Source organism: Bradyrhizobium sp. MI1.11 (assembly GCF_055811255.1).
In genome coordinates this window covers 18917-42770 of the sequence record NZ_JBVVPM010000022.1, presented here as the reverse complement: position 1 = coordinate 42770, position 23854 = coordinate 18917, and the positions used below count along the sequence as shown (strand labels likewise).

Annotated in this window: 21 protein-coding genes; 17 read left to right on the top strand and 4 right to left on the bottom strand. The window is 65.2% G+C overall.

The genetic code is table 11. The features are described 5' to 3' along the window. Positions 1–7: 7 nt before the first annotated feature. The 15 genes from AC0L30_RS21985 (at position 8) to AC0L30_RS21915 (ending at position 18154) form a co-directional block, all read left to right on the top strand. Positions 8–778 (top strand): ABC transporter ATP-binding protein, encoded by a 771-nt coding sequence (locus AC0L30_RS21985; RefSeq protein ID WP_473405202.1) that lies wholly within the window; start codon positions 8–10, stop codon positions 776–778. Further along, entirely contained in the window at positions 778–1482 is a 705-nt protein-coding gene (locus tag AC0L30_RS21980) for an ABC transporter ATP-binding protein (RefSeq protein WP_473256020.1), read from the top strand. Before AC0L30_RS21985 ends, AC0L30_RS21980 begins: the two co-directional genes overlap by 1 nt. 13 nt (positions 1483–1495) lie before the next feature. Then, on the top strand, positions 1496–2377 hold the full coding sequence (locus AC0L30_RS21975; protein WP_027519515.1) for a branched-chain amino acid ABC transporter permease: 882 nt from the start codon (positions 1496–1498) through the stop codon (positions 2375–2377). Continuing rightward, entirely contained in the window at positions 2374–3393 is a 1020-nt protein-coding gene (locus AC0L30_RS21970; protein ID WP_473405201.1) for a branched-chain amino acid ABC transporter permease, read from the top strand. The genes AC0L30_RS21975 and AC0L30_RS21970 overlap by 4 nt, the downstream gene beginning before the upstream one ends. Next, on the top strand, positions 3353–4312 hold the full coding sequence (locus AC0L30_RS21965) for a polyphosphate kinase 2 family protein (RefSeq protein ID WP_007601037.1): 960 nt from the start codon (positions 3353–3355) through the stop codon (positions 4310–4312). Before AC0L30_RS21970 ends, AC0L30_RS21965 begins: the two co-directional genes overlap by 41 nt. Before the next feature lie 1046 nt (positions 4313–5358). Beyond that, positions 5359–7689 (top strand): mechanosensitive ion channel domain-containing protein, encoded by a 2331-nt coding sequence (locus AC0L30_RS21960; protein WP_473405200.1) that lies wholly within the window; start codon positions 5359–5361, stop codon positions 7687–7689. Between the two features lie 98 nt (positions 7690–7787). After that, complete coding sequence (locus tag AC0L30_RS21955; RefSeq protein ID WP_473405199.1) at positions 7788–8786, top strand: tripartite tricarboxylate transporter substrate-binding protein; 999 nt, start codon at positions 7788–7790, stop codon at positions 8784–8786. Positions 8787–9262: 476 nt separating this feature from the next. Then, the gene (locus AC0L30_RS21950; protein WP_473405198.1) at positions 9263–10915 is read left to right on the top strand and encodes an NAD-dependent malic enzyme; all 1653 of its coding nucleotides are present in this window, start codon (positions 9263–9265) and stop codon (positions 10913–10915) included. 330 nt (positions 10916–11245) lie between these two features. Beyond that, positions 11246–11638 (top strand): BlaI/MecI/CopY family transcriptional regulator, encoded by a 393-nt coding sequence (locus AC0L30_RS21945; RefSeq protein ID WP_007601043.1) that lies wholly within the window; start codon positions 11246–11248, stop codon positions 11636–11638. After that, positions 11635–14154 (top strand): M56 family metallopeptidase, encoded by a 2520-nt coding sequence (locus AC0L30_RS21940; RefSeq protein ID WP_473405197.1) that lies wholly within the window; start codon positions 11635–11637, stop codon positions 14152–14154. Before AC0L30_RS21945 ends, AC0L30_RS21940 begins: the two co-directional genes overlap by 4 nt. Positions 14155–14317: 163 nt before the next feature. Beyond that, positions 14318–15769 carry a DUF1800 domain-containing protein gene (locus AC0L30_RS21935; RefSeq protein ID WP_007601047.1) on the top strand — a complete coding sequence of 484 codons (1452 nt, stop codon included), beginning with the start codon at positions 14318–14320 and terminating at the stop codon, positions 15767–15769. Between the two features lie 2 nt (positions 15770–15771). Next, complete coding sequence (locus AC0L30_RS21930; protein WP_473405196.1) at positions 15772–17022, top strand: DUF1501 domain-containing protein; 1251 nt, start codon at positions 15772–15774, stop codon at positions 17020–17022. Between the two features lie 30 nt (positions 17023–17052). Further along, positions 17053–17277 (top strand): hypothetical protein, encoded by a 225-nt coding sequence (locus AC0L30_RS21925; RefSeq protein WP_007601051.1) that lies wholly within the window; start codon positions 17053–17055, stop codon positions 17275–17277. 94 nt (positions 17278–17371) lie between these two features. After that, on the top strand, positions 17372–17887 hold the full coding sequence (locus AC0L30_RS21920) for a septal ring lytic transglycosylase RlpA family protein (protein WP_354170668.1): 516 nt from the start codon (positions 17372–17374) through the stop codon (positions 17885–17887). Positions 17888–17998: 111 nt separating this feature from the next. Next, positions 17999–18154: a hypothetical protein gene (locus AC0L30_RS21915; protein ID WP_198288273.1), complete on the top strand. Its 156-nt coding sequence runs from the start codon at positions 17999–18001 to the stop codon at positions 18152–18154. Between the two features lie 20 nt (positions 18155–18174). On the opposite strand, the gene AC0L30_RS21910 is transcribed toward AC0L30_RS21915, so the two are convergent. From AC0L30_RS21910 to AC0L30_RS21900, 3 genes are all read right to left on the bottom strand, one after another. Beyond that, positions 18175–18480, bottom strand: a complete 306-nt coding sequence (locus AC0L30_RS21910) for a hypothetical protein (RefSeq protein ID WP_354170671.1) — start codon at positions 18478–18480, stop codon at positions 18175–18177. Positions 18481–18567: 87 nt separating this feature from the next. After that, on the bottom strand, positions 18568–18840 hold the full coding sequence (locus tag AC0L30_RS21905; RefSeq protein WP_018457466.1) for a hypothetical protein: 273 nt from the start codon (positions 18838–18840) through the stop codon (positions 18568–18570). Positions 18841–18969: 129 nt separating this feature from the next. After that, positions 18970–21660 carry a flavin-containing monooxygenase gene (locus tag AC0L30_RS21900; protein WP_473405195.1) on the bottom strand — a complete coding sequence of 897 codons (2691 nt, stop codon included), beginning with the start codon at positions 21658–21660 and terminating at the stop codon, positions 18970–18972. Positions 21661–21851: 191 nt separating this feature from the next. Between AC0L30_RS21900 and AC0L30_RS21895 the strand changes: the two genes are divergently transcribed. After that, positions 21852–22097, top strand: a complete 246-nt coding sequence (locus AC0L30_RS21895; protein WP_007601066.1) for a hypothetical protein — start codon at positions 21852–21854, stop codon at positions 22095–22097. An 81-nt stretch (positions 22098–22178) separates the two neighbouring features. Beyond that, positions 22179–23639, top strand: coding sequence for a carboxylesterase/lipase family protein (locus AC0L30_RS21890; protein WP_473405194.1), 1461 nt, complete (start codon positions 22179–22181; stop codon positions 23637–23639). A 17-nt stretch (positions 23640–23656) separates the two neighbouring features. Here AC0L30_RS21890 and AC0L30_RS21885 read toward each other — a convergent pair whose 3' ends face one another. Continuing rightward, positions 23657–23836, bottom strand: coding sequence for a hypothetical protein (locus AC0L30_RS21885; protein ID WP_007601069.1), 180 nt, complete (start codon positions 23834–23836; stop codon positions 23657–23659). Between the last annotated feature and the right edge of the window lie 18 nt (positions 23837–23854).

The window sequence follows — 23854 nt, the reverse complement described above, 5'->3', positions numbered from 1 at the left end:
CGGGACGGTGCTGGAAGTCAACGGGCTGGTGAAGCGGTTTGGTGGCTTCACCGCCGTCAACAATGTGTCGTTCAAAGTCGATCAGGGCGAGATCCTCGGTCTGATCGGCCCCAACGGCTCGGGCAAGAGCACGATCTTCAATATGCTCTCGGGTACGCTGGCGCCGACGTCCGGTTCGATCCTGTTCGGCGGCTCCGAGATCGCAGGCCTTCCGCCGCACCGGATCATCAACACCGGTATCGGTCGCACCTTCCAGATCCCGCGGCCGTTCCGCCGCCTGACGATCTTCGAGAACGTCGCGCTCGCCGGATTCTACGGCCAGGGCCGCCACAGCCGTGCCAGGGCGGAGGAGGCGGCCGAGCGATCGCTGGCGATGGTCGGCTTGCCGACCGATCGGCATGCCAGCGTCGATGGCTTGGGCGCAGCCGGCCTGAAAAAGCTCGAACTGGCGAAAGCACTCGCCACCGCGCCCAAACTTCTGCTGGCCGATGAGAGCCTCGGCGGCCTCGACGAGGCCGAGATGGGTCAGGCGGCCGACATGCTGCGCAACATCCGCGACGAACTCGGCATCACCATCATCTGGGTCGAACACATCATGGGCGTGCTGATGCGCGTCGTCGATCGCGTCATGGTGCTCGATCACGGCGAGAAGATCTCGGAAGGGTTGCCGAGTGCCGTTGCCGGCGATCCCCGCGTCATCGAGGTTTATCTCGGCACCGATGCCGAGACCACGCAGGCGGCGGCCGCCGCAGCGCGCCGCCGCGCGGGGGTGCAATGATGCTGGAGCTCCGCGGCGTCAATGCCGGCTACGGCACCTTCCAGGCACTGTTCGACGTCGATCTCGACGTGAGGGCGGGTGAGGCCGTCGGCGTTATCGGGCCCAACGGGGCCGGCAAGACCACCCTGATGCGTGTCATCTCCGGGCTGATCCGCCCCTCGCGCGGGTCGATCAGAATGGAAGCCGTCGACGTCGTGGCCACGCCGCCACACAAGATCGTCAGCCTCGGCATTGCGCATGTGCCGGAAAACCGGCGGCTGTTTCCGCAGCTAACCGTCGACGACAATCTCAAGATGGGCGCCTTCATGAAGGAGGCGCGCGGCCACTATGCCGAGCGGCTGGACGTGGTGTTCGAGCTGTTTCCGCGCCTGAAGGAGCGACGCCACCAGATGGCCGGCACCATGTCCGGCGGCGAGCAGCAGATGTGCGCGATCGGTCGCGCGCTGATGTCGAATCCAAAGCTGCTGCTGCTCGACGAGCCGTCGGCGGGGCTCGCGCCGGTCGTGGTGCAGCAGGTGTTCGAGCTGGTGAAGCGGATCCGCGCCAGCGGGCTGACCGTGCTGATCGTCGAGCAGAATGTGCAGCAGGTGCTGCGGGTGGTCGATCGCGCCTATCTGATCGAGGCGGGCACGATCAGGTCCTCAGGCACCTCGGCCGAGATGCTGGCGAGCGACACGGTCAAGGAAGCGTATCTCGGGGTGTGAGGTTCATCGGGGCATGCAAGCATTTTTGGACATTTTCGACATCTACCTGCTGGAGGCCGTGATCAACGGCATCCTGCTCGGCGGCGTGCTGGCGCTACTCGCGCTCGGGCTCAATTTGATCTTCGGCGTCATCGACGTGACCTGGATCTGCTACGCCGAGCTGGTGATGATCGGCATGTACGCGATGTATTTCCTGGTGCAGTATTACGGCATCAGCTATTTCCTCGCCGCGCCGCTCACCATCCTGCTGGTCGCGTTGCTCGGCGCGGCGCTGCATTACCTCGTGATCGCGCCGCTGCTCACGGCGCCGCCGATCAACCAGTTGCTCGCGACCGGCGGGGTGCTGTTCGTGCTGCAGAGCTTTGCCACCGTCGCCTTCGGCATCGACTTCCGCAACCTCGGCATCCGCCTGCCGGTGCTCGCTTTCGGCGACATGAATTTCAGCTACGCACGACTTCTGTCCTTCCTGGCCGCGCTGGTCGGCATGGTCGCGGTCTATCTGTTCATGACGCGGACCTTCACCGGCACTGCGATCCGGGCGATCTCGCAGGACCGGCAGATCATGGCGCTGATGGGCGTCGACACGAAGCGCATCTATCTCATTACATCCGCGATCGGCGGTGGGCTGGCCGGGCTCGCCGCCTGCCTGTTGGTTCTGCAATATGATGTGCATCCCTTCGTCGGTCTGTCGTTCGGGCCGATCACCTTCCTGATCTGCGTGCTCGGGGGCTTGGGCAATTTCATCGGCGGCTTCATCGCCGCCTTCGTGTTCGCCGAGATCATCTCGCTCGGCGGCCTGTTCTCCGATCTCGAATGGGGCTACGTGCTCGCCTTCGCGTTCTTCATCGTCATGATGTTCATCCGGCCCGCGGGCCTGCTTGCGAGGCGCCGATGATGGGGCGGGGACGGCTTGCAGCTTGGGGGATCGGATTGGCGGCGCTGGCCGCGCTGCCTTTCGTCTATCGCGATCCCTATCATCTGCACATCATGGTGCTGATCCTGATCTGGTCGTTCGCCTATACGTCATGGTCGATGATGGGGCGGTTCGGCCTGGTCTCGCTCGGCCATGGCGGGTTCATGGGCATCGGCGCCTATGTCACGGCGCTGCTCTGGAATCACCTGGGATGGTCGCCCTGGATCGGCATTCCCGTCAGCATGGCCGCGGCCGGCGCCCTGGCGCTGATCGTCGGCTATCCCTGTTTTCGCTTTCGCATCACCGGGCACTATTTCGTGCTGGTGACGCTGGCGCTCTCCGGCATCGTGCTCCAGGTCATCACGGCGACGCGCGATTACACCGGCGGGTCGCTCGGCTACACGCCGAACCGGGCCGCCGGCAACAAGCTCTGGTCGCTGCAATTCGACGACAAGATCACCTGGTACCTGATCGCGCTCGGGGTCTGGCTGTTCGGCATCGTGGTCTGGCACTGGGTGGACCGCAGCATGGCCCGCTATGCGCTGGAGGCGATTTCGGAGGACGAGGACGCCGCGGCCGCCGCCGGCGTCGACGTCACGGCGGAGAAGCTGAAGATCACGCTGCTCAGCGCGCTGATGACGGCCTTGGCCGGCGCGCTTTACTGCCAGTACCAGATGTTCATCACGCCCGACACCGTCAGCGGCATCGCGGTGTCGCTCCAGATGGTGTTCGCAGCCATCGTCGGCGGCCTGTTCGTTTCGCTCGGTCCGACCTTCGGCGCCATCATCACGATTATGCTGGCCGAGACCCTGCGCATCGGCTTTGGCACCAAGGCGGTCGGCTGGGACAATCTCGTCTACGGCGTGCTGCTGGTGCTTTTCATCATATTCCTTCCGAAGGGCATCCTTGGTAGCTTGCTCGATCGATTGAAGCCGCAACGCAAGGTGCCCCGCGCTCATGAGCAAGAAGCCGTCCAAATCGCTCGCCCAGGAACTTGACCGCTACATCACGCCATTCCGCTACGACGGTTCGGGCAAGTTTCATCTCAAGGACCACAAGACCGACGAGAAGGGCGATCTCGACAAGGAGAAGGCGCAGGAGCTTCTCGACGCCAACAAGAAGCGGCTGATCGCGTTTCAGGAGAAGCTCTACGCTCAGGACCGCTGGTCGGTGCTGATCGTGTTCCAGGCGATGGACGCCGGCGGCAAGGATTCTGCGATCAAGGCGATCTTCGAGGGCATCAATCCGCAGGGCTGCGCAGTCAGTGCCTTCAAGGCGCCGAGCAGCAGAGAGCTCGACCACGACTTCCTCTGGCGCCACGCGGTCGCGCTGCCGGAGCGCGGCCATATCGGCATCTTCAACCGCTCCCATTACGAGGAATGCCTGGTGACGCGGGTGCACCCGGAGATACTCGCCAAGGAGAAGCTGCCGCCAAAGCTCGTCACCAAGAGCATCTGGAAGGAGCGGTTCGAGGACATCTCTGCGTGGGAGCGCTATCTCTGTCGCAACGGCACCGTGGTGCTGAAATTCTTCCTCAACCTGTCCAAGGACGAGCAGCGCGAGCGCTTCCTCGACCGGCTGGAGGAGCCGGCCAAGCAATGGAAGTTCTCGATGGACGACATCAAGGAGCGCGCGCTGTGGCCGCGCTACCAGGCGGTCTATCAGGACATCGTCCGGCACACGGCAACGCCGCATGCGCCGTGGTATGTCGTGCCGGCCGATCACAAATGGTTCGCCCGCGTCGTGATCGGGTCGGCCATCGTCGCGGCGCTCGAAAAGCTCGATCTGCGCTTCCCCCGCGCCGACAAGGCCTCGCTGGGCGAATTCGATGAGGTGCGCAAGGCGCTGGAGAAGGAGGAGAACGAGGAGAAGGCGGGCAAGAAACAAAAAACGCGAAAACAACCCCATGCACAGTAGCCGGGGATAGCGAAATCAATGACTTGAAGGATAGCGTGCGCTTGCGGATTTAACGAAATCGTTGACACGTCGGGCAAAACAGGGGCATGATGTCATCATCCCCAAATTCCTCAGGACCCGCGGGCCACCGTAGCAGAAGCGCTCCACAGCGGCGGGAAGGGCGGTCTCGTAACTCGTCCACTTCTCGTGTTTCGGCAGCGGCGAATCCGTCGCGGTGGAATGGAACGCGCCCTCAAATGTGATTTGCGCACCATTGATCTTGCTTGACAGTCTTGCGTCACGGGAGGACCATCCCAATGGTCGCAAACAAGCGACGCGCAACGTCCACATCAAGAGCAAGGGGAGGTCTATGACACCACCTCCGCAGAACCAGCCGCGTTAAGTGCGATGGAGCTCGTTCGGACTATCGCATAGCGGCAGAAACGCGAACGGCACGCCGGGCCAAGGTCTAGTGGGCTGCATCAGTGTGGCATGGCCCCTACCTGCCCGGCGCTGTATTCTGCATCACACCGATTGCATCACAGCGATCATGTCGGACGGCCGTGACGAGGCCGCCGCGCTTTCGATATCCTGCTTCTCTCCTCCTCCTCATCGCGTCATTCCGGGCTGACTCCCGGAATGACGCAGGGTGATCGCATATCAGCACGATCGCACATGACGTCTCGGCGGCGCCTGAGCGAGCGCCTCGTCCTTCGAGACGACCGCTTCGCGGCCTCCTCAGGATGAGGCTCAGCTGCATCCATCTGCGTTGAAATGCTGCCGCATACGCATCCCCTCATCCTGAGGGCCCGCCGCAGGCGGGCGTCTCGAAGGATGGCCGCAGCCGAGCTTCCAGCCGCGTGTCCGCATTCCGATCGCTGCACGTCCCGCCTTGAAATCGTGGTTCCCGCTTCCTGCACCGCGGCAAATGCCAAGAGAATGTCGCCTCATTGGCCAACTTCCGACACAGCGCCCGGGCGAATAGCGTCGATCCGACATGATGCATGTGCTTCGGCGGTGACGGTCCCGACGTCGCCGTCGCATTCATTTTTCCCAGGGAATCCCTCGTGTCGCATAAGCTTGCCTTCGCGCTTCTCGCCGCGCTCTTGATCGCGATCTCGTCTCTCTCCAGCGTCCGCGCCGCGCCGCCTGCGCCTGCGGCAAACAGCGCTGCCGCGTTATCGCCCGATGAGGCCAAGCGCGCGCTGGAAACGCTGCAGGATGACAAGAAGCGCGCGCAGATGATCGACACGCTGCGCGTGATCGCCAATGCGTCTGGTGCACAGCAGCCCGCGCCCGAACCAAAATCGCCGATCCCGCTCGCGGCCGACGGCCTCGGTGCGCAGCTCATGCTCACCGTGTCTGAGGAGATCGGCGAAATTTCGCGAGACGTCGCCGATATGGCCAGGACGCTCACGCACTTCCCGGCGTTCTATTACTGGATCGTGCGGACCGCGAACGATCCCGCGGCCTACAATCTCCTGATCGAGATTGGTTGGAAGCTCGCGCTGGTGTTCGGCTGCGCCTTCTGCGCCGAATGGGTGATCTTCCGTCTGATCCGGCGCCCCGTCGCCTTCCTGGAAGGGCGCATGCCGCAAACGGCGCGTCTGCCGGTGCAGGTATTGCCCATTGCCGATCCCCCGTCATCGGTGGCCGATGTCACCCCCGCGCCCGAACTGCACATGCGCCGCCACAGCCTGGCGCGGGCCTGGCAAATCATGCTGCGGCTGCCCCTCGTGCTGGGACGCTTCCTGCTCGAGCTGCTACCCGTGTTGGTCTTTGTCGGGGTCGCCACGGCGCTGCTCGGCACCGAGATCGGCGAGCCCACCACCGTCCGCCTCGTGATCCTCGCCGTCGTCAATGCCTATGCGTTCTCGCGCGGGCTCATCTGTGTGGTCCGTGTGCTGGCGGGACCGTTCGGCTTGTTTCCGGTCAAGGCCGAAACCGCCGCCTATATCGAGATCTGGGCGCGCCGTATCGTCGGTGTCGGCGTCTCCGGCATCGCCTTTGCGAATGTGGCGCTGCTGCTCGGCCTGCATCGCGGCGGCTATGCCGCGCTCCTGCGCATGGTGATGCTGGTCGTGCATCTCTTCATCGTCGTGATCATCCTGCAATGCCGCCGCCAGGTCGCCGAAGCCATCCGCGCGCCGGCCGACCGGCAGGGGATCGCGGCGGGACTGCGCAACCGCATTGCGGGCGGCTGGCATTATCTCGCCATCGCGCTCGACCTGGCGTTGTGGGCCGTGTGGGCGCTGAACATTCGCAACGGCTATTCGTTGCTGCTGCAATATTTCGTCGGCACCATCGCGGTGGCGCTGATCACGCGCGTTGCCATCATGCTGACGCTGGGCCTGATCGACCGCGGCTTCCGCATCAAGCCGGAAATCCTCCAGCGCTTTCCAGGCCTCGAGATCCGCGCCAACCGCTATCTGCCACTGCTGCGCAAGATCGTATCCGGCGTCATCGCCTTCATCGGCCTGGTGGCCGTGCTCGAAGTCTGGGGCGTCGACGCCATCGTCTGGTTCTATGGCGGCCAGATCGGCAGCCGGCTGATCTCGGCGGTGGTGACGATCGGACTTGCCGTATTCATTGCAGCTGCGATCTGGGAAGCCAGCAACGCGCTGCTGGACCGCCAGATCAATTCGCTGTCGCGGGACGGGCACTATGCGCGCGCAGCGCGGCTGCGGACCTTTCAGCCGATGCTGCGGACGGCCTTGCTGTGCGTGATCGCCACCGTCGTCGGCCTCACGGCGCTCAGCGAGATCGGCGTCAACGTCGCACCGCTGCTGGCGGGTGCCGGCATCGTCGGCATCGCCATCGGCTTCGGTTCGCAGAAGCTGGTGCAGGACCTCATCACCGGGCTGTTCCTGCTGCTGGAGAACACCGTCCAGGTCGGCGACAACGTCAGCGTGTCCGGGCTATCGGGCGTGGTGGAGAACGTCTCGATCCGCACGATCAGGCTCCGGGCCGGCGACGGTGCCGTGCACATCGTGCCGTTCAGCGCGGTCACGACCATCACCAATGCCAGCCGCGGCGCCGGCAATGCGTCCGTCAGCGTCAACGTCGCCTACAAGGAAGACACCGACCGCGCCGGCCAGATCCTCAAGGATATCGTCGACGAGATGCGCCGCGAGGTCGAATTCCGCAGCCTGATCCGCGGCGATCTCGAGCTTTGGGGCATCGACAAGGTCGACGGCGCCATGGTGTCGATCGTCGGCCAGATCCGTTGCACCGAGGCCGGCCGCTGGCCGGTGCAGCGCGAATTCAACCGCCGCATGAAGCAGCGTTTCCAGCACAACGGCATCGAGGTCGCATCCGCCACCCAGACCATCCTGATGCACATCGCACCGCCGGCTGACAGCGCCGCTCATCTGACGCCGCGTCGAGCGGCAGGATAGTCGCTCGGTAAACTTACCGCTTGCCTTGGTTGAACCGGCAGCGTTCACTTCGCCCCAGTTCGCTGACGACATGCGGGCGGTGAAAAAGGGTGGATGGAATGTGGGGGCGGTGGGCTGGACTGCGCGGTCATGTGATCGTCATTTGTGCGTTGCTTGGATGTGCGGCGTGGGCCACACCGGCAAACGCCCAGCTGTTTCCATCGCGTCCCATCACCCTCGTGGTGCCGTTCGCTGCGGGCGGTCCGACCGATACTCTGGCGCGGATCCTGTCCGAGCGGGTCGCTGCCGAGTTGCACGCGACGATCGTGGTCGAAAACGTGGCGGGCGCCTCCGGCAGCATCGCCGGCGCCCGCGTCGCGCGCGCAACGCCTGACGGCACCACGATCACGATCGGCCATTGGGGCACGCATGTGCTCAACGGCGCGATCTTCAAGCTGCCCTATGACGTGATCGCCGACTTCGAGCCGGTCGCGACGATCGCGATGGGCACGCAGCTCATCGTCGGCCGGAAGTCGATCGAGGCCAACACTCTGAAAGAGATGATCGCGTGGCTGAAGGCCAATCCCGGCAAGGTGACTGCCGGCACGGCCGGCGCCGGCACGGGTGCCCACGTCGCCGGCGTCTTCTTCAAGGAGAGGACGGGTACCGACTTCCAGTTCGTGCCCTATCGCGGCGCGGGGCCCGCGATGATCGACCTCGTGGCCGGTCAGATCGACATCATGTTCGATCAGGCCTCGAACTCGCTGCCGCACTACAAGAACGGTGCGATCAAGGCGTTCGCGGTGACGTCGCCGACGCGGCTCGCCTCCGCGCCCGATATCCCGACGGTCGACGAGGCGGGGCTGCCCGGTCTCTACATCTCCTACTGGCACGGCATCTGGGCACCGAAGAACACGCCGAAGGAGATCGTCACAAAGCTCAACGCGGCCATCGTCACCGTGCTTGCCGACGCTTCCGTCAAGCAGCGGTTTGGCGAATTGGGGCAGGAGATTCCCCCGCCCGATCAGCAAACGCCCGCGGCGCTCGGAGCCTTCCAGAAGGCCGAGACCGAGAAATGGTGGCCAATCGTGAAGGCCGCTGACATCAAAGCGGAGTAGCTTGCGGCGCCACACGCGCTTCCCTCATCCTGAGGATGTCGCGCAGCGGCCGTCTCAAAGGATGGCCGCGAGTGAGAGCGCGCGGGCTTGTTCCGCCTCTTCCGCTTGCGGGAGAGGCCGACGAGCCCCGGGCGATGCGCAGCATCGTCCCGCGCGCGGCGGGTGAGGGCTCTCACCACACAGGGACATCCGCCGCGATTCTCGACAGTCCCGACGCGGAGATACCCCCACCCCAACCCTCCCCCGCAAGCGGGAGAGGGAGCCCCACCGCCAACGCGGCGCGTCTTGCACACCCTCACATGAGAGGAGTGTCTAGCTTTGCGGCGTTAACCTTTTCGTGCACGACGGCCGTCTGTCGCGAAAACCTCGCTGCGGTGCGGGATCACGATCCTTGCCGCAGGCTTCTGCGTCCTTGATCTCAGGTGAGCGCTGGCCGACAATGACCGCCCTTCAATAAGAAACTCCCTGGGGGATTCGTGAATAGACCTGCTCGGGTCAGCGCCCATTCGACATCGTCCGATTCCGTGCACGGCATGGCGCTGCTGCGCGATCCCCTGCTCAACAAGGGCACCGCCTTCACCGCGCAGGAGCGCGATGCGCTCGGCCTGCGTGGGCTGCTTCCGCCTTGCGAGCTGACGATGGAAACCCAGGTCGAGCGCGTGCTCGTCAATCTGCGCACGCTGCCGACCGATCTCGAGAAATATGTCGCGCTGAATGCGTTGCATGACCGCAACGAGGCGCTGTTCTTCCGTGTCGTCGTCGACAATATCGACGAGATCCAGCCGATCATCTACACGCCGACGGTCGGGCTCGCCTGCCAGAAATACGGCCTGATCTTCCAGCGCCCGCGCGGTATGTTCATCTCCTCGCGCGATCGCGGCCAGATCGCCGAGATCCTGAAGAACTGGCCCTATCCGGCCAAGCTGATCGTCGTCACCGATGGCGAGCGCATCCTCGGCCTCGGCGATCTCGGCGCCAACGGCATGGGCATTCCGGTCGGAAAGCTCTCGCTGTATTCCGCCTGCGCCGGCGTGCATCCCGAAACGTGCCTGCCGATCGTGCTCGACGTCGGCACCAACAACGAAGAGCTGCTGAAAGACCCGTATTATCTCGGCTTGCGCGAGCGGCGGCTCACGGGCGAGGCCTATGACAGCTTCGTCGACGAGTTCATGGTCGCCGCGCGAAAGACCTTTCCGGGAGTGCTGATCCAGTTCGAGGATTTCGCCAACCATTCGGCGTTCAAGCTGCTGCACAAATACCGCGATGAGGCCTGCGTCTTCAACGACGACATCCAGGGCACGGCTGCGGTGGCGCTCGCGGGCCTGTTTTCGGCGCTGCGCGTCAACGGCGGCAAGCTGAAGGAACAGCGCATCCTGTTCCTCGGCGCGGGCGAGGCCGCGACCGGCATCGCCGATCTCGTGACGTCCGCGATGATGGCGGAGGGCGCCTCTGAGGCAGAAGCGCTCCGCCGCAACTGGCTGGTGGATTCCCGCGGCCTCGTCGTCGGCGGCCGTGAAGGCCTGTCCGGCCACAAGCTCCGTTATGCCCATGCCGGCCAGGCGCCGATCGCCGACTTCCTCACGGCGATCAGGACGCTGAAGCCGACGGCGATCATCGGTGTTGCCGCGGTCGGGGGTGCCTTCACGCCCGACGTGCTCAAGGCGATGGCCGAGCTCAACGAGCAGCCGATCGTGTTCGCGCTCTCCAATCCGACTTCGAAGGCCGAATGCTCGGCGGAGGACGCCTACCGCTACACCGGGGGCCGCGCGCTGTTTGCCTGCGGCAGTCCGTATGACCCGGTCAAGCTCAACGGTCGTACCTTCGTGCCGCGCCAGGGCAACAACTCCTACATCTTCCCGGGCGTCGGCCTCGGCGTCATCGCCAGCCGTTCGCGCCTTGTCACGGATGAGATGTTCATGGCGGCCGCCCATACGCTCGCCGATTGCGTCGGCAAGGACGATCTCGCGCAAGGCAGCCTCTACCCGGCGCTGCCGCGCATCCGCGAAGTCTCGGTGCGTATCGCCGCCGCCGTCGCCGATGTCGCTTTTCAGCGCGGGCTTGCGGACGGACCCGCGCCCAATGACGTGAAGGGACTGGTTCAGTCCCAGATGTACGAGCCGCAGTACTGAGGCCTGATGATTTTGATTGCCTCGATCTGGCGGCTGGCTCAGTCACCTCTCCCGCTTGCGGGAGAGGTCGGCGTGCCCGGGCGATGCGAAGCGTCGTCCCGCGCGCCGGGTGAGGACTCTATCCTCTTGGGGAGTCCCACTGGGGAGACACCCTCACCCCAACCCTCTCCCGCAAGCGGGAGAGGGAGCGCACCGCCCTCGCAGGTCGCAACGCGCCCTCGTTAAGTCAGCACGCGATACCATTTCAGGTAGAAACTCCGTTGCGCGGCGCGGGCGTATATGCGACGCTCTGTAGCGTTACAAGAAAATGCGAAATCAAGGTAAGCCGCCATGGACGATCGTTTGCCGGACCTGGGCGACCTCGAGCACGAGGTCATGCAACTGGTTTGGGCCCATGGTCCTGTCACGGCCGAGGTTGTGCGCGAGAAGCTGTCGCGTCGGCTGAAGGAATCGACGGTCCGCACGGTGCTGCGCCGGCTGGAAGAAAAGGGCTATGCTCGGCACACGGTGGACGGACGCACCTATGTCTACCACGCAGCCGAAGCGCGCGCGCGGGTTGCGGCCAAGGCGGTGCAGCGCATCGTCGACTGGTTCTGCAACGGCTCGATGGAGGAGGTCCTCGTCGGCATGGTCGACAATGCAATGCTCGACCAGCAGCAGTTGCGCACGCTGGCCGACCAGGTGGCCAAGGCGAAGAAGGCGAGGGGAGTGAAGAAAGAATGATCGCAACTCTGGCGGAGGCGGCGCTGCGCTCCCTTGTGCTGGGAGGCGTCGTCTGGTTCGGTCTCAACCTGTTTCGCGTGCGCAATCCGCACGTCCACATGACGGCGTGGGTCGTCGTGCTGCTGGCATCGCTGGCGATGCCCTTGGTGATGCATTGGCCGACGGTCACGATCACTCGGCTGCCATTGCCGGTATCGGTGCCGGCTGATGTCCTGCCGGCTGATATCTCGATGTTTGAGATGCCGCAGCCCATGCAGCCGATCGCGCCCGGCGCGGCGATTGCTTCTCCGGCGCAGAGCGGCGTCTCGATCAATTGGTGGCTGATCGCCACCGTCGTCCATGCCGGCGTTGCCAGCCTGTTGCTGCTGCGGCTGGCCATCGGCCTCTGTCTGACCTGGCGCCTCGCGCGCGCGGCAAGACCGATCAACGGTCTGCAGATGGTCGACGCCGATGTGCGCGTCAGCCGCGAGGTCGGCGGTCCCGTCACGTTTGGCTCGACCATTCTGGTGCCGCCGCAATTTTCCGGCTGGGACCCAAAGAAGCGCCTCGCGGTGCTCGCGCATGAGGGCGCGCATGTCGCCAACCGCGATTTCCATATCCTCCTGCTCGCTTCCCTCAATCGCGCGGTGTTCTGGTTCAGCCCGTTCGCCTGGTGGCAGCTCGCGCGTCTTGCCGAACTTGCCGAGATCATCAGTGACGCCGAGGCGATCGAGGTGATCGACGATCGGCTGTCCTATGCGGAAATCCTGCTTGATTTCGCAAGCACGGTAAACCCGCGGCCGGTCGAGCTCGCGATGGCGCGGGCCTCGACCGTGCGCGCGCGCGTCGAGCGCATCATCGCGACTGCCGTGATGCCGGTCGCGGTCGGCTGGCGCAAGCGGCTGTGGATCGCGGCCGCGATCGTCCCGGCCGTGATCGTGTCCGCCGGCATGATCGCCTATCGCACCCCGGAGCCTGCGCCGCTCGCCGCCGATAGTGGAGAGGTGCCGGCCCAGCATTACCGCCCCTTCGTCAACTTCTACGCCATGGGCCCGGGCTCGGTGTTCGCCATCTTCCGCGAGGGTGACGATCTCTACGGCCAGCTCACCGGGCAACGTCGGCTGCGCCTGACGGTCGGCAGTGACGGCACCGCGTCCTACATGGCTTCGTCCGGCGAGATCACGTTCCCGCTCGACGCGGAACGCCGCTCCTCCGAACTGATGCTGCGGCTCAACGGCCGCGACGTGCGCGCATTGCGCGTCGCCGAGATGCCGGCGCCGACGACCGAACCTGCCTCGCTCGACCAATATGTCGGCTGGTACAGGATTGCGCCGAACCGCGTGCTCACCGTGCGCCGCGATGGCGACCGTCTCTCGTTGCAGGAAACCGGGCAGGGTACGACGCAAGTCCTGGCCGAGGGCACTGATGCCTTCTCCTTCCGCGGCGACCATCTCGTGATCTTCCTGCGCGACGAGCAGTCGAAGGTCTCGCGCGTGTTGCTCCAAAGTGCGGTTTTCGGCGCCCGCCTCGCAGCCCGCGTCGATGCGGCGGTGGCTCAGGCCGTCGAAGCGGATTTCGCGCGCCGCCTTGCCGCAGTCCCCGATCGCTTCAGGGAGCAGGTCCCGGCGGTCGGCGGCAAGGAGATGATCGTGCGCGGGATCGAGGATCTGCGCGCCGGCACGCCGAACTACGATCGCATGAGCGCGCCGCTCGCCGCCAAGATCCACCGCCAGCTCAATGAAATGCACGCGACGTTCGTCGCGCTCGGCGGATTGGAATCGATCTTCTTCCGCGGCGTCGGCCCCGGCGGCTACGACATCTATGGCGCGAAGTTCGAGAACGGCACGGCCGAATTCCGCCTGCTGCTCGAGCCCGATGGCAAGGCCGGCGATGTCATCTTCCGAGCCGACGGTAACGACGAGCTCGGTGGCATCGTGCCTTGCTCGGAGGAGGCGAACGTGCGCGGCCGTGCCGGCACCTCGCCGATCAGGATCATGGTCTATAACGAGATGGGCGACGACATCCAGGTCTTCAATCTCGATGCCGACGGCAATCGCAAGACGCAGAGCGTCGTCAGGCCCAACATGACCTGGGCTTCCACCACCACCGTGAACAATCCGTGGGTGATTGCCGACAAGTCGGGACGGTGCATGGAGATCCTGGTGCCGGGTCGGCAAACGCGCTTCCACAATGTCGAGGCCTCAAACCTCGGCGCGCGTCCGGGTCGCGCAGCGCGGCGCGCCGTTCCGATCGCCAATGGCGAGGAGATGCTGCGCCGTTACATCGAGGGCGTCGGCCGGGGACAGCCGGACTACGAGCGCATGACGTCTGAGGTCGCCGACATCACACGCGCGCAGCTTCCGTTCGATCAGGCGATTCTGACGCGGCTGGGTGCGCTGCGTGCGGTCTCCTTCCGCGGGGTCACCGCGCTCGACAGCGATATCTATGTTGCCCAGTTCGCCAACGGTTCGGCGGAATGGCGCATCGGCGTCAGAAACGGCACGATCACGAAAATCGCGCTCGGGCCGAATTTTTAGGACGATTGCCGCTGGTCCGCGGGACCGGCGGCTCGCGAGTTGTTGACGGCGCTGTCTCAATCTCCGCTTGCCGGCTCTCGTCGTGAATGTTACGATCTGTAGCATTACAGTTCGTCGCCTGCGCCGACACCATCGGCAGGCTCGAAAGAATTGGGCATTCGCCATGAGCAGTTCTGCAAAGGCCGATTCTGTGCTGGCGCTGCATCGCTTCGGGATGGGGCCGCGTCCAGGATCAATCGCGGCTGTCGGGACCGACCCGCGCGGCGCGCTGATCGCCGAGCTCGACCGCCCGCTCGTCCTGAACGCTGCCGCCACCCTCCCCTCCAGCGCAAAGGCCTATCGCACCGTGGCCGATGCCAATGCGCGGCGCACGGCGCGCGCCAAGCAGGCCCAGCAGCAGGCTAAAAAGCAGCAGGTGGCGGCGACGCCGACCATGTCGGAAGACCAGACGCAAGGGCAGGTAGCGGACAAGGACGCCGCCGAGATGGCGGCCAAGCAGGCAGCCGACGCCATTCCCGATCCCGGACGTCCGATCTATTTGCAGGAAGCCAAGGTGCGCACCGAAGCTGCGCTTTCCGCCGACATCGGTTTCGCCGAGCGGCTGGTGTGGTTCTGGTCCAACCATTTCTGCGTCTCGGCCAACCGGATCCAGAGCATGTCCGGCGCCTATGAGCGCGAAGCCGTTCGCGCAAATGCGCTCGGCCGCTTCGTCGATCTCCTGCTGGCCGTCGAGGGTCATCCGGCGATGCTGGTCTATCTCGACAATCTTGGTTCGATGGGCGCGAATTCGACGGCCGGCATCAACCGTAGCAGCGGCCTCAACGAAAACTTCGCGCGCGAGATCATGGAGCTGCATACGCTCGGCGTGCGCGCCGGCTACACCCAGGACGACGTCATCAGCTTCGCCAATGTGCTGACCGGCTGGACGCTGGTGCCGCCGGGCGCCGATCCTCAGCACGGCGGCGATTTCACCTTCAATCCGCGGCTGCACGAGCCCGGCGGACAGACCGTGCTCGGCAAGCGCTACGAGCAGGAGGATGCCGAGCAGGGCCGCGCCGTGTTGCGCGATCTCGCCGCGCATCCCGCGACCGCGACCCATGTCGCGACCAAGCTCGCGCGCCATTTCGTCGCCGACGATCCGCCGCCGGTGCTCGTCGAGCAGATGGCAAAAATCTTTCGCGACACAGAGGGCGATCTCAAGCAGGTCGCGATTGCGATGGTGTCCTCGGACGAGGCCTGGCGCGGGCCGCCGTCAAAGCTCAAGCGCCCCGGCGAATGGGTCGTCGGCATGGTGCGTGCGACCGGCATCACGGTCGTCGATCCCGTCCGCTTCACCGGCGGCCAGGAACTGCTCGGCGAGGCGCTGTGGCGTCCGTCGGCGCCGAAGGGCTATCCGGATGACGAGCCCAGCTGGATCGACGGCGTCGGCCGGCGGCTCGACGTCGCCAACAATTTCGCCGAGCGCATCACTGGCATGGCCGATCCGCAGGCGATCATCGAGGACGTCTTCGGATCCGAGATCGCGCCCGAGGTGAAGCAGGCGGTCGGCCGTGCCGAGAGCCGGCAGCAGGCGTTGGCGCTCTTGTTCATGTCGGCGGATTTTCAGAGGAGGTGAGCATGGGCGTCGTCAATCATTTGCCCACGCGGCGCGAGCTTCTGGTCGGGTCCGGCGCGCTGTTCGCGTGGAGCCAGATGCCTGGGATCGCGCGCGCCGAAGGGCGCGATCCGCGACTGCTGGTCATCGTGCTGCGCGGAGCGCTCGACGGCCTCGGCGCGGTTGCGCCGGTCGGCGATCCCGACTGGATTTCCTTGCGCGGCGATCGTGCGCTGGTGCTGGACGGCAAGCCGCCAGCGCTGCCGCTCGATGCCTTCTTCGCGCTCAATCCGGCGATGCCGAACCTGCATCGGCTCTACAAGAGCGGCAAGGCTGCCATCGTCCATGCCACCGCGACGCCCTATCGCGAGCGTTCGCATTTCGACGGCCAGGACGTGCTGGAAAGCGGGCTCGTCAAGCCCGGCATGACCAGCTCGGGATGGCTCAACCGCGCGCTGCTCGCGCTGGAATCCGGCGGGCGTGTCGACCCGCGCGGCAGCCGCGCGCTCGGCATCGGCTCCGTGACGCCGCTGGTGGTGCGCGGTTCGGCGCCTGTCATGACATGGGTGCCGCAGCGATTGTTGCCGGCGAGCGAGGACACGCAGAACCGCCTGCTCGATCTCTACCAGCACACCGATCCGAAGCTTGCGACCGTGCTCCAGGCCCGCATGAAGCTCGCTTCGCTCGGCGGCGCATCGGGCACGGGCGATCCGATGTCTGACGATCCGACCTTGGCGCCGCCCGGCATCGCGCGCGTCCGCGCCTACTTCGCCGAAGCCGCCGGCACGGCCGCGCGCTATCTCGCCAAGCCCGACGGTCCGCGCGTCGGCGCCATGGGCTTCGTCGGCTGGGATACGCACATCGCCGAGGGCGCGGCCTCGGGCCAGCTCTACAATCTGCTCGGTGCGCTCGACGGCGCCTTTGCCGCAATCGAGAGCAACATGGGCGAAGCGTGGCGCGAGACAGTCGTGGCCGTTGTCACGGAGTTCGGGCGAACCGCGCGTATCAACGGGACGCAGGGTACGGACCACGGTACGGGCACGGTCGCTTTCCTGATCGGCGGCGGGCTCACCGGTGGCCGCGTGATCGCGGACTGGCCGGGCCTGAAGCCGGCGCAACTCTTCGAGGATCGCGATCTCAGGCCGACCACGGATTTGCGCGCGGTGTTGAAGGGCCTGCTGCGGGATCATCTGCGTGTCGAGGAGAAGGAGCTCGCAGAAACCGTCTTTCCCGGCAGCGCCGACGTCAAGCCGATGGGAGGCCTCGTCGGCTGACGACGCGGCTCTCGCAACCGGATCGGGTTCATGATGTGCACGCTGACACAACGGGAGCTCGACTTTCTCGCCAGCCTGAAAACCGGCTGGCGGCGGCTCTATTGGCGCGAGCTCGCGCGGCTATCGAGGAGCGACGCCGAGCCTGGCGAGGTTCAGCCGCAGATGCGCCCGATGATCTGGCGCGTCGTATCGGGCCTCTCCGACGAGTCTGTCTCGATTCAGGACAAGCCAGTGTGGTGGAATCGTCACAGCTAAACGCGAAATGGCTGCGGCCTCAGGCGCGCTTTCGTTCCGACAAGGTTCTGCCCTCATTGCCCACCGAAACTCGGGGCCGTTCGGAGGGCGCATCATGTCTCGATTTGCACGTGCCGAAACTGCCCGGATTTCGCCGGCAACCCTGTGCCGGATCCTGCTCGCCATCATCGGCGCGGCGTCGCTTGCGGCGTGTGCGCAATCGCCGGTCGGCCGCCAGAAGGCCGATCTCGGCACCCACCGCCAAGCCGCTGTCGAACGACCGCACAGGGTGGCGGCGCTGCATCCGCGTCCGATCAGCCGGGCGCGCGTCCCCGACGGTGATGCAAAGCAAAGCGTCTCGCACGGCGTCGCCAGCTTCTATTCGGACACGGAGACGGCAAGCGGCGAGCGGTTTGACAAGAACGAATTGACCGCGGCCCATCCCAGCCTGCCGTTCGGCACCAAGCTGCGCGTCACCGATGTCTCGTCCGGCCGGTTCGTGACCGTCAGGATCAACGATCGCGGGCCGTATGTTCGCGGACGCGTGGTCGACATCTCTCCCTCCGCGGCCGAGGCGCTCGGCATGGTCGACAAGGGTGTCACCAATGTCCGGCTCGACGTGGTGCGATAATTTGCAGTGACATCGATCCGAAATGCTGTGCTTAACCGACTGTTAGCCGCCTCCAGCGCACCATGGATACCGAGCAATTCGGGAATCCACCGAAGCAATTGGGGGCGGCGTTTGACCACGATCCAGTATCTCGAAGATCAGGCCGCACGCGCCGAGCGGCTGGCCAAACGGATCACGGATACATTGACGATCGAAAAGCTCCTGACCTTCGCGGGCGAACGCCGCCGCGAGATCGAGGTCATCGCCGGCAAGTACCGGCGCGCCTGATTTTCATCCTCCATGCACGCTCAGCTATGGCTCTCGACGAAGTCGCTGAGATAGTCGGGCAGCGTCACGCCATCGATGTCGCAGCGCGCCCGAATCTCGCCGGCGACGTCGGTCGAGATGTCCTTCATCCAGTGCTCGAGCGTGTTGAAGGAGATAACCTTGACGGGGTCGTTGAAGCAGCCGGCGACGAGTTCGCCAATCGTGGCGTCGAGATCGCTTCGCTCGACACGGATTTCGGTCGCCTTGTCGAGGCGGTCGATCACCACGAACAGGGTCTGGTCTGCGCCATAGGGCACGACCGGGGCTGTCACGCCGGCTTCAAGCATGTGAGGCACTCACGCCTTCGCTTCCGATCACCATCAACGGGAAAAACCGGAAGAAGGTTCCTGCGCTCAGAGGTGCTTCTGCGGGGATCAGAGAAATTCTCTCAGGCGCGCCAGCTCGGTGATGTGCTCAGGCGAGAGGATGTCCGTGACCAGCGGCGGCTGCGCGATCGTGCGGATCTCATAGAGATGCCGGGTCGCCGCCGGCTTCGCCATGAACGCCGAGATGCATTCGTCGAGCGTGCCCTCGATCACCTGGTACGACGCTCGGTCCGACCGTCGCTGGTTCGCAAGCGATGGCCATTTATGCAGCACCGCAAGGACACCAAAATCGACCTTTGAATCCCCAACTACGTCCCCCATCGTCCCGCCTCACGCAAAAAGAACCCCGGCACACGATCCTGCGTACCGGGGCCTACACCCATTACTGCATCTCAATGCCACAGCACCAAACGCGATGACGGGGAAATAGTTCCCGGCCAATGTTCGCTTTCAGCTCGCGGCCGCGGCGATTCTATGCCCTGGGCTGGTGTGACTGTGGCTGGTCTCATCGCCGCGACCAACTTCGGGCGGAAGCCCGGCGAAGCGCCGCAAGGCCTCGGCCATCTGCACCCGGCCCGGCGCGCCGGTGATGATCACGTCCACCATCGTGAAGGATGAATGGAAATGGCCACGCGCCTTGAGCTGCTCGACCGGGACGCCGGCGGCTGCCATCGCCTCGGCATAGGCGATGCCTTCGTCGCGCAAGGGATCGAATTCGCAGGTGACGACGAAGGCCGGCGGTAGCCTTTCGACCTTGCCGCGGAGCGGCGAGGCGCGTGGATCGGTGCGGTCGGCCGGCGAGCAATAGAGGTCCCAGAACCAGTACATTAGCGACCGGGTCAGGAAATAGCCGGTCGCATTGTCGTTGTAGGAGGGGCGGTCGAAGGTGCAGTCGGTGACGGGGCAGATCAGGAGCTGGCCCGCGATCTCAGGGCCGCCGCGATCGCGCGCAAGCTGGCAGGTGACGGCGGCGATGTTGCCGCCGGCGCTCCAGCCCGCGACTAGCACCGGGCCCGGCCTGCCGCCGAGCTCGGCGGCGTGCTCCGCGATCCAGCGCGTCGCCGCGTAGCCGTCTTCGGCCGCGGCCGGGAAACGATGCTCGGGCGCATGACGATAGCCGACGCTGACGAGCATCATGCCGGTCCGCCGCACCATGTCGCGGCAGAACGGCTCGTCGGATTGCTCGTCGCCGAGCACCCAGCCGCCGCCGTGGAAATAGACCACGACCGGATGCGGCCCCGGTGTTGCCGGCCGGTACACCCGGTAGGGCAGCGGGCCGTCGGCGCCGGGCAGGGTGCCGTCGACGATCTCGCCGATCGGCCGTCCAGCCGGGCGGCCCTTGTTGAACTCGTCGACGAAGGCGCGAGCGCCGAGCGCGCCCATCGACTCTATCGGCGGCAGGTTGAGCGACGCCAGCAGGTTCAGCACCAGCCGCACATCTGGCTGGAGGCGCACCACCTCGCCGTCATTGCATTGCGCGGCGACATCGGGGCCGGTCAGCTTGAAGCCGAGCATGCCGCGGCTGACGACCTCGTCGCAGATGCCGCGATAGGGACCGACGCCGCCGGTATAGGGCATCAGGCCCTGCACCTTGCCGGGCACGTTGGCGCCGGTGTACCAGGTGTTGGCGAGCCGGTGCAGCGTCACCATCGAGCAGTCGGCCATGTGCCTGTTCCAGCCGGCCTGCGCCGTCTCGGTCGGCTCGATCGTGGTGAAGCCGGCGTCGCGCATTGCTTTGAGCCGGTCGACGACCCAGTCGACATGCTGCTCGATCGACACTGCCATGTTCGACAGCACCGACGGGCTGCCGGGGCCGGTGATCATGAAGAAGTTCGGGAAGCCTGCGACGGTGAGCCCGAGATAGGTCTGCGGCCCCTGCGCCCAGACATCGGTGAGCGATCTGCCGCCGCGTCCGCTGATCGGGTGCACGGCGCGGATCGCGCCGGTCATGGCGTCGAAGCCGGTCGCGAACACGATCACGTCAACGTCGACGATGCGCCTCGACGTCGTGATGCCGCTTGCGGTGATCGCCTTGATCGGTTCCTGACGCAGATTGACCAGCGTGACGTTCGGCCGGTTGTAGGTCGCGTAATAATTGGTATCGAGGCAGGGGCGTTTGGCGCCGAACGGATGATCGTCCGGCATCAGCGCCGCGGCGGTCTCGGGGTCTTTGACGGCGGCGCGGATCTTCTCGCGGATCAGGTCCTGGACGATCTTGTTGCCGTCGATGTCGACCGCTTGGTCGGCCCAGAGCTGGGTCAGGATGTGGACGAGGTCGCCGGCCGCCCAGGCGCGTTCGAACCGCTCACGACGCTCGGCATCGCTTAATTGCCAGCTCACGACCGTCTGCTGCGGATAGGGCACGCCGGCCATCGACTGGCGCGCCTGCTCGCGATAGGCCGCGCGATCGCCTTGCAGCAGGCTCATGCGATCGGAAGGCGCAGGGCCGTTATGCGCCGGTAATGCGAAATTCGGCGTGCGCTGGAACACGGTCACGTGTGCGGCCTGTTCGGCGATCAGCGGGATCGATTGGATGGCCGACGATCCCGTGCCGATCACCGCGACGCGTTTTCCCGCGAGATTGACGCCGTCATGCGGCCAGCGTCCGGTGAAATAGACCTCGCCCTTGAAGTCCTTGACGCCGTCGATCTCCGGCGGCTTCGGCGCCGAGAGGCAGCCGGTGGCCATGATGTAATGGCGGCAGGAGACCGCTGCGCCATCGTCGGTGGTGAGCTGCCAGCGTTCGGTGGCCTCGTCCCATTTCGCTTCCGTGACTTTGGTCTTGAAGCGGATGTCACGCCTGAGATCATAGCGGTCGGCGACGAAGCCGAGATAGCGCAGGATCTCCGGCTGGGTCGCGTATTTCTCCGACCAGGTCCAGGCGGTCTCGAGATCGGGATCGAAGGTGTAGCTGTAATCGATGGTCTGGATATCGCAGCGCGCGCCGGGATATCGGTTCCAGTACCAGGTGCCGCCGACGTCGCCGGCTTCTTCGAGGCCGACCGCCGTCAGGCCGGCCTTGCGCAGCCGATGGAGAAGATAGAGGCCGGCAAATCCGGCACCGACCACGGCAACATCGACCTGCTGGCTGGTTCCGCGCCCCGCGTCAGAGGCACGCGCAGCAACCATTGCATCAGGCATGGCATTTCCTCCCGTCTGTTTTGTTTTGCCGGCAGGCTATCGCTGCAGGTTCGGCTTGTCATCACGGCATGTGCAATCTTCGGTAGCCATTTGCGGCGTCATCATGGCCGCGTGAATGTTGCGGCAGCACACGCATCGCGATGCACAATGGCCGTGATTTCCCGGGCTAATCAGGGTCGATCCACCTGTGTATGCTCTTGTTTTTGCCACGCGTGCCGACGGGCGTCATGACAGAGTTGAGTGAACGGACCAAAGCGAACATGGACGTCGTCCTTGAGGAGACGTGCCGCCAACTGCCGCACGGCGGCGATCACGACAGCCGCAGGTTCATCGCCCAGCGGCTGATCGAGGCAGCGCAGTCCGGTCACACCACGCTCGGTGAACTCGGCATCATCGCACGGCACGCACTGGCGGAGCTTGCGGCCAAGCGGAGCTAGGCGCAGCCGCGGCGCTTGCCTCGCAGCGGGCCACGGACATAACCTGCCCAAAATCCTTCCGCGCATCGAGATGCTCCGAAGATGCGGTCCGTGTTCGCGCTGTTTGCGACGTCTCTCGTCCTCTGTTGCGCCGGCTCGGCCGTGGCCCAGCCGGTCGGCCAATTTCCATTTGCGCTGACGCGCGAAGGACAGATGCTTGGCGCCGTCGAAGGCGAGATAGCCTCGTTCAAGGGGCTGGCCTATGCGGCCGCGCCGATCGGGCCGCTGCGCTGGCGTCCGCCGCAGGCCGCGCCCGAGAGTTCGGAGATGCGCACCGCCTATGCCTATGGCGCGCCGTGTCTTCAGCCCTCGCTGCCGGGTTCGAGCGAGGATTGCCTGACGCTGAACGTGTTCCGTCCGTTTGGGGTCGACGGCCCGCTGCCGGTGATGATGTTCATCCACGACGGCGCTTTCGTCAGCGGCACCGCGAATGATCCGCTGTTCGATGGTGCCAGGCTCGCGCAAGCCGGCGTCATCGTGGTGACCGTGAATTTTCGCCTCGGCGCGTTCGGCTGGCTCAGCGATTCCGCGCTGTCGGAAGGCGGCTCCGGTAATTACGGCCTGATGGACCAGATCGCGGCGCTGCATTGGGTGCACGACAACATCGCGGCCTTCGGCGGCGATCCCGCCAACGTCACCTTGTTCGGCAGTGGCGCAGGCGCGACCTCGATCGCGCTGCTGATGCTGTCTGAGCAATCGCGCGATCTCTTCCAGAGAGCCATTCTGCAATCGATCCCCGGCCGTGCGCGCCTGCGTTCGGCACAAGAGGCCGAGATTGTGGGTCGGCAATTCATGGCGGCGCTGGGGCGACAGGCCGACTTGCGCGCAGCCGAGCCGCGACGCCTGCTTGCCGTCGAAAAACATCTCCTGGAAAAATCACCGCGCAGCTTTGGGCCGACGATCGATGGAAGTCTGGTGAGCGAGGATGTCGCCGCGGGCTTCGCGGCCGGACATGAGAGCCGCATTCCCTTGATCATCGGCTCGAACGACGACGAGACCGGTTTCGACGACGAGCTGGATATCCGGGAAGAGCTGGCATCGTCAGGCACCACCAGCGATGAGCTGCGCAGGCTCTATTCCGACCTCGCCAGATCTTCCAGCCGCGCGGCAAGGTTTTACACCGACAAGATCTTCTCCGAGCCGGTGAGACTGCTGGCGCGCCTGCACGCCGCCAGCGGTGCGCCCACCTTTCGCTATCGCTTCGCCTATGTGCCGGAGGCACGGCGCGCCAACCCCGAGGGCGGTCACGGGCGGGAATTGCAGTTCATCTTCGGCGTGGAAGGCATGCCGGGTGCGGGCATCCTGTCACGAGCCGATCGCGAGGTCGCAAATCGCATGCGTGCCTACTGGATCAATTTCGCCAAGAGCGGCGATCCCAACGGTGCGGACCTGCCCCATTGGGACGCGGCCGCAGGCAGCGATCGCCTGCTGCTGATCACGAACGATCGCATCGCGAGCGGAGACGACCCCTGGTCGGAGCGCCTGGACCGGTTCGGGCGTTAGGGCAGGTTGAGTTGGATTTAAGCCGCGAGTTCGACGCGCGGCGCCGGGCTCAGCCGGTCTTCCTCCAGATAATCCATCGCGCCGTCTTTCTCGACGGCATAGAATTGCTGGCCTTCCTTCGACTTGTAGGCGGCGCGAACGACGCCGCGGCGGCCCTTGTCGCTGTTGACCACGTCCCCCAACGCAAACTTCTTCATTTCACGTCCCTGGCTGCT

What these genes read in the sequence shown, in the direction of transcription:
- AC0L30_RS21955 (WP_473405199.1), top strand. Translation starts at nt 7,788, where the DNA reads ATGTGGGGGCGGTGGGCTGGACTGCGCGGTCATGTGATCGTCATTTGT.
- AC0L30_RS21940 (WP_473405197.1), top strand. Translation starts at nt 11,635, where the DNA reads ATGATCGCAACTCTGGCGGAGGCGGCGCTGCGCTCCCTTGTGCTGGGA.
- AC0L30_RS21920 (WP_354170668.1), top strand. Translation starts at nt 17,372, where the DNA reads ATGTCTCGATTTGCACGTGCCGAAACTGCCCGGATTTCGCCGGCAACC.
- AC0L30_RS21970 (WP_473405201.1), top strand. Translation starts at nt 2,374, where the DNA reads ATGATGGGGCGGGGACGGCTTGCAGCTTGGGGGATCGGATTGGCGGCG.
- AC0L30_RS21945 (WP_007601043.1), top strand. Translation starts at nt 11,246, where the DNA reads ATGGACGATCGTTTGCCGGACCTGGGCGACCTCGAGCACGAGGTCATG.
- AC0L30_RS21890 (WP_473405194.1), top strand. Translation starts at nt 22,179, where the DNA reads ATGCGGTCCGTGTTCGCGCTGTTTGCGACGTCTCTCGTCCTCTGTTGC.
- AC0L30_RS21900 (WP_473405195.1), bottom strand. Translation starts at nt 21,660, where the DNA reads ATGCCTGATGCAATGGTTGCTGCGCGTGCCTCTGACGCGGGGCGCGGA.
- AC0L30_RS21935 (WP_007601047.1), top strand. Translation starts at nt 14,318, where the DNA reads ATGAGCAGTTCTGCAAAGGCCGATTCTGTGCTGGCGCTGCATCGCTTC.
- AC0L30_RS21905 (WP_018457466.1), bottom strand. Translation starts at nt 18,840, where the DNA reads ATGGGGGACGTAGTTGGGGATTCAAAGGTCGATTTTGGTGTCCTTGCG.
- AC0L30_RS21910 (WP_354170671.1), bottom strand. Translation starts at nt 18,480, where the DNA reads ATGCTTGAAGCCGGCGTGACAGCCCCGGTCGTGCCCTATGGCGCAGAC.
- AC0L30_RS21885 (WP_007601069.1), bottom strand. Translation starts at nt 23,836, where the DNA reads ATGAAGAAGTTTGCGTTGGGGGACGTGGTCAACAGCGACAAGGGCCGC.
- AC0L30_RS21925 (WP_007601051.1), top strand. Translation starts at nt 17,053, where the DNA reads ATGATGTGCACGCTGACACAACGGGAGCTCGACTTTCTCGCCAGCCTG.
- AC0L30_RS21965 (WP_007601037.1), top strand. Translation starts at nt 3,353, where the DNA reads ATGAGCAAGAAGCCGTCCAAATCGCTCGCCCAGGAACTTGACCGCTAC.
- AC0L30_RS21975 (WP_027519515.1), top strand. Translation starts at nt 1,496, where the DNA reads ATGCAAGCATTTTTGGACATTTTCGACATCTACCTGCTGGAGGCCGTG.
- AC0L30_RS21980 (WP_473256020.1), top strand. Translation starts at nt 778, where the DNA reads ATGCTGGAGCTCCGCGGCGTCAATGCCGGCTACGGCACCTTCCAGGCA.
- AC0L30_RS21895 (WP_007601066.1), top strand. Translation starts at nt 21,852, where the DNA reads ATGCTCTTGTTTTTGCCACGCGTGCCGACGGGCGTCATGACAGAGTTG.
- AC0L30_RS21930 (WP_473405196.1), top strand. Translation starts at nt 15,772, where the DNA reads ATGGGCGTCGTCAATCATTTGCCCACGCGGCGCGAGCTTCTGGTCGGG.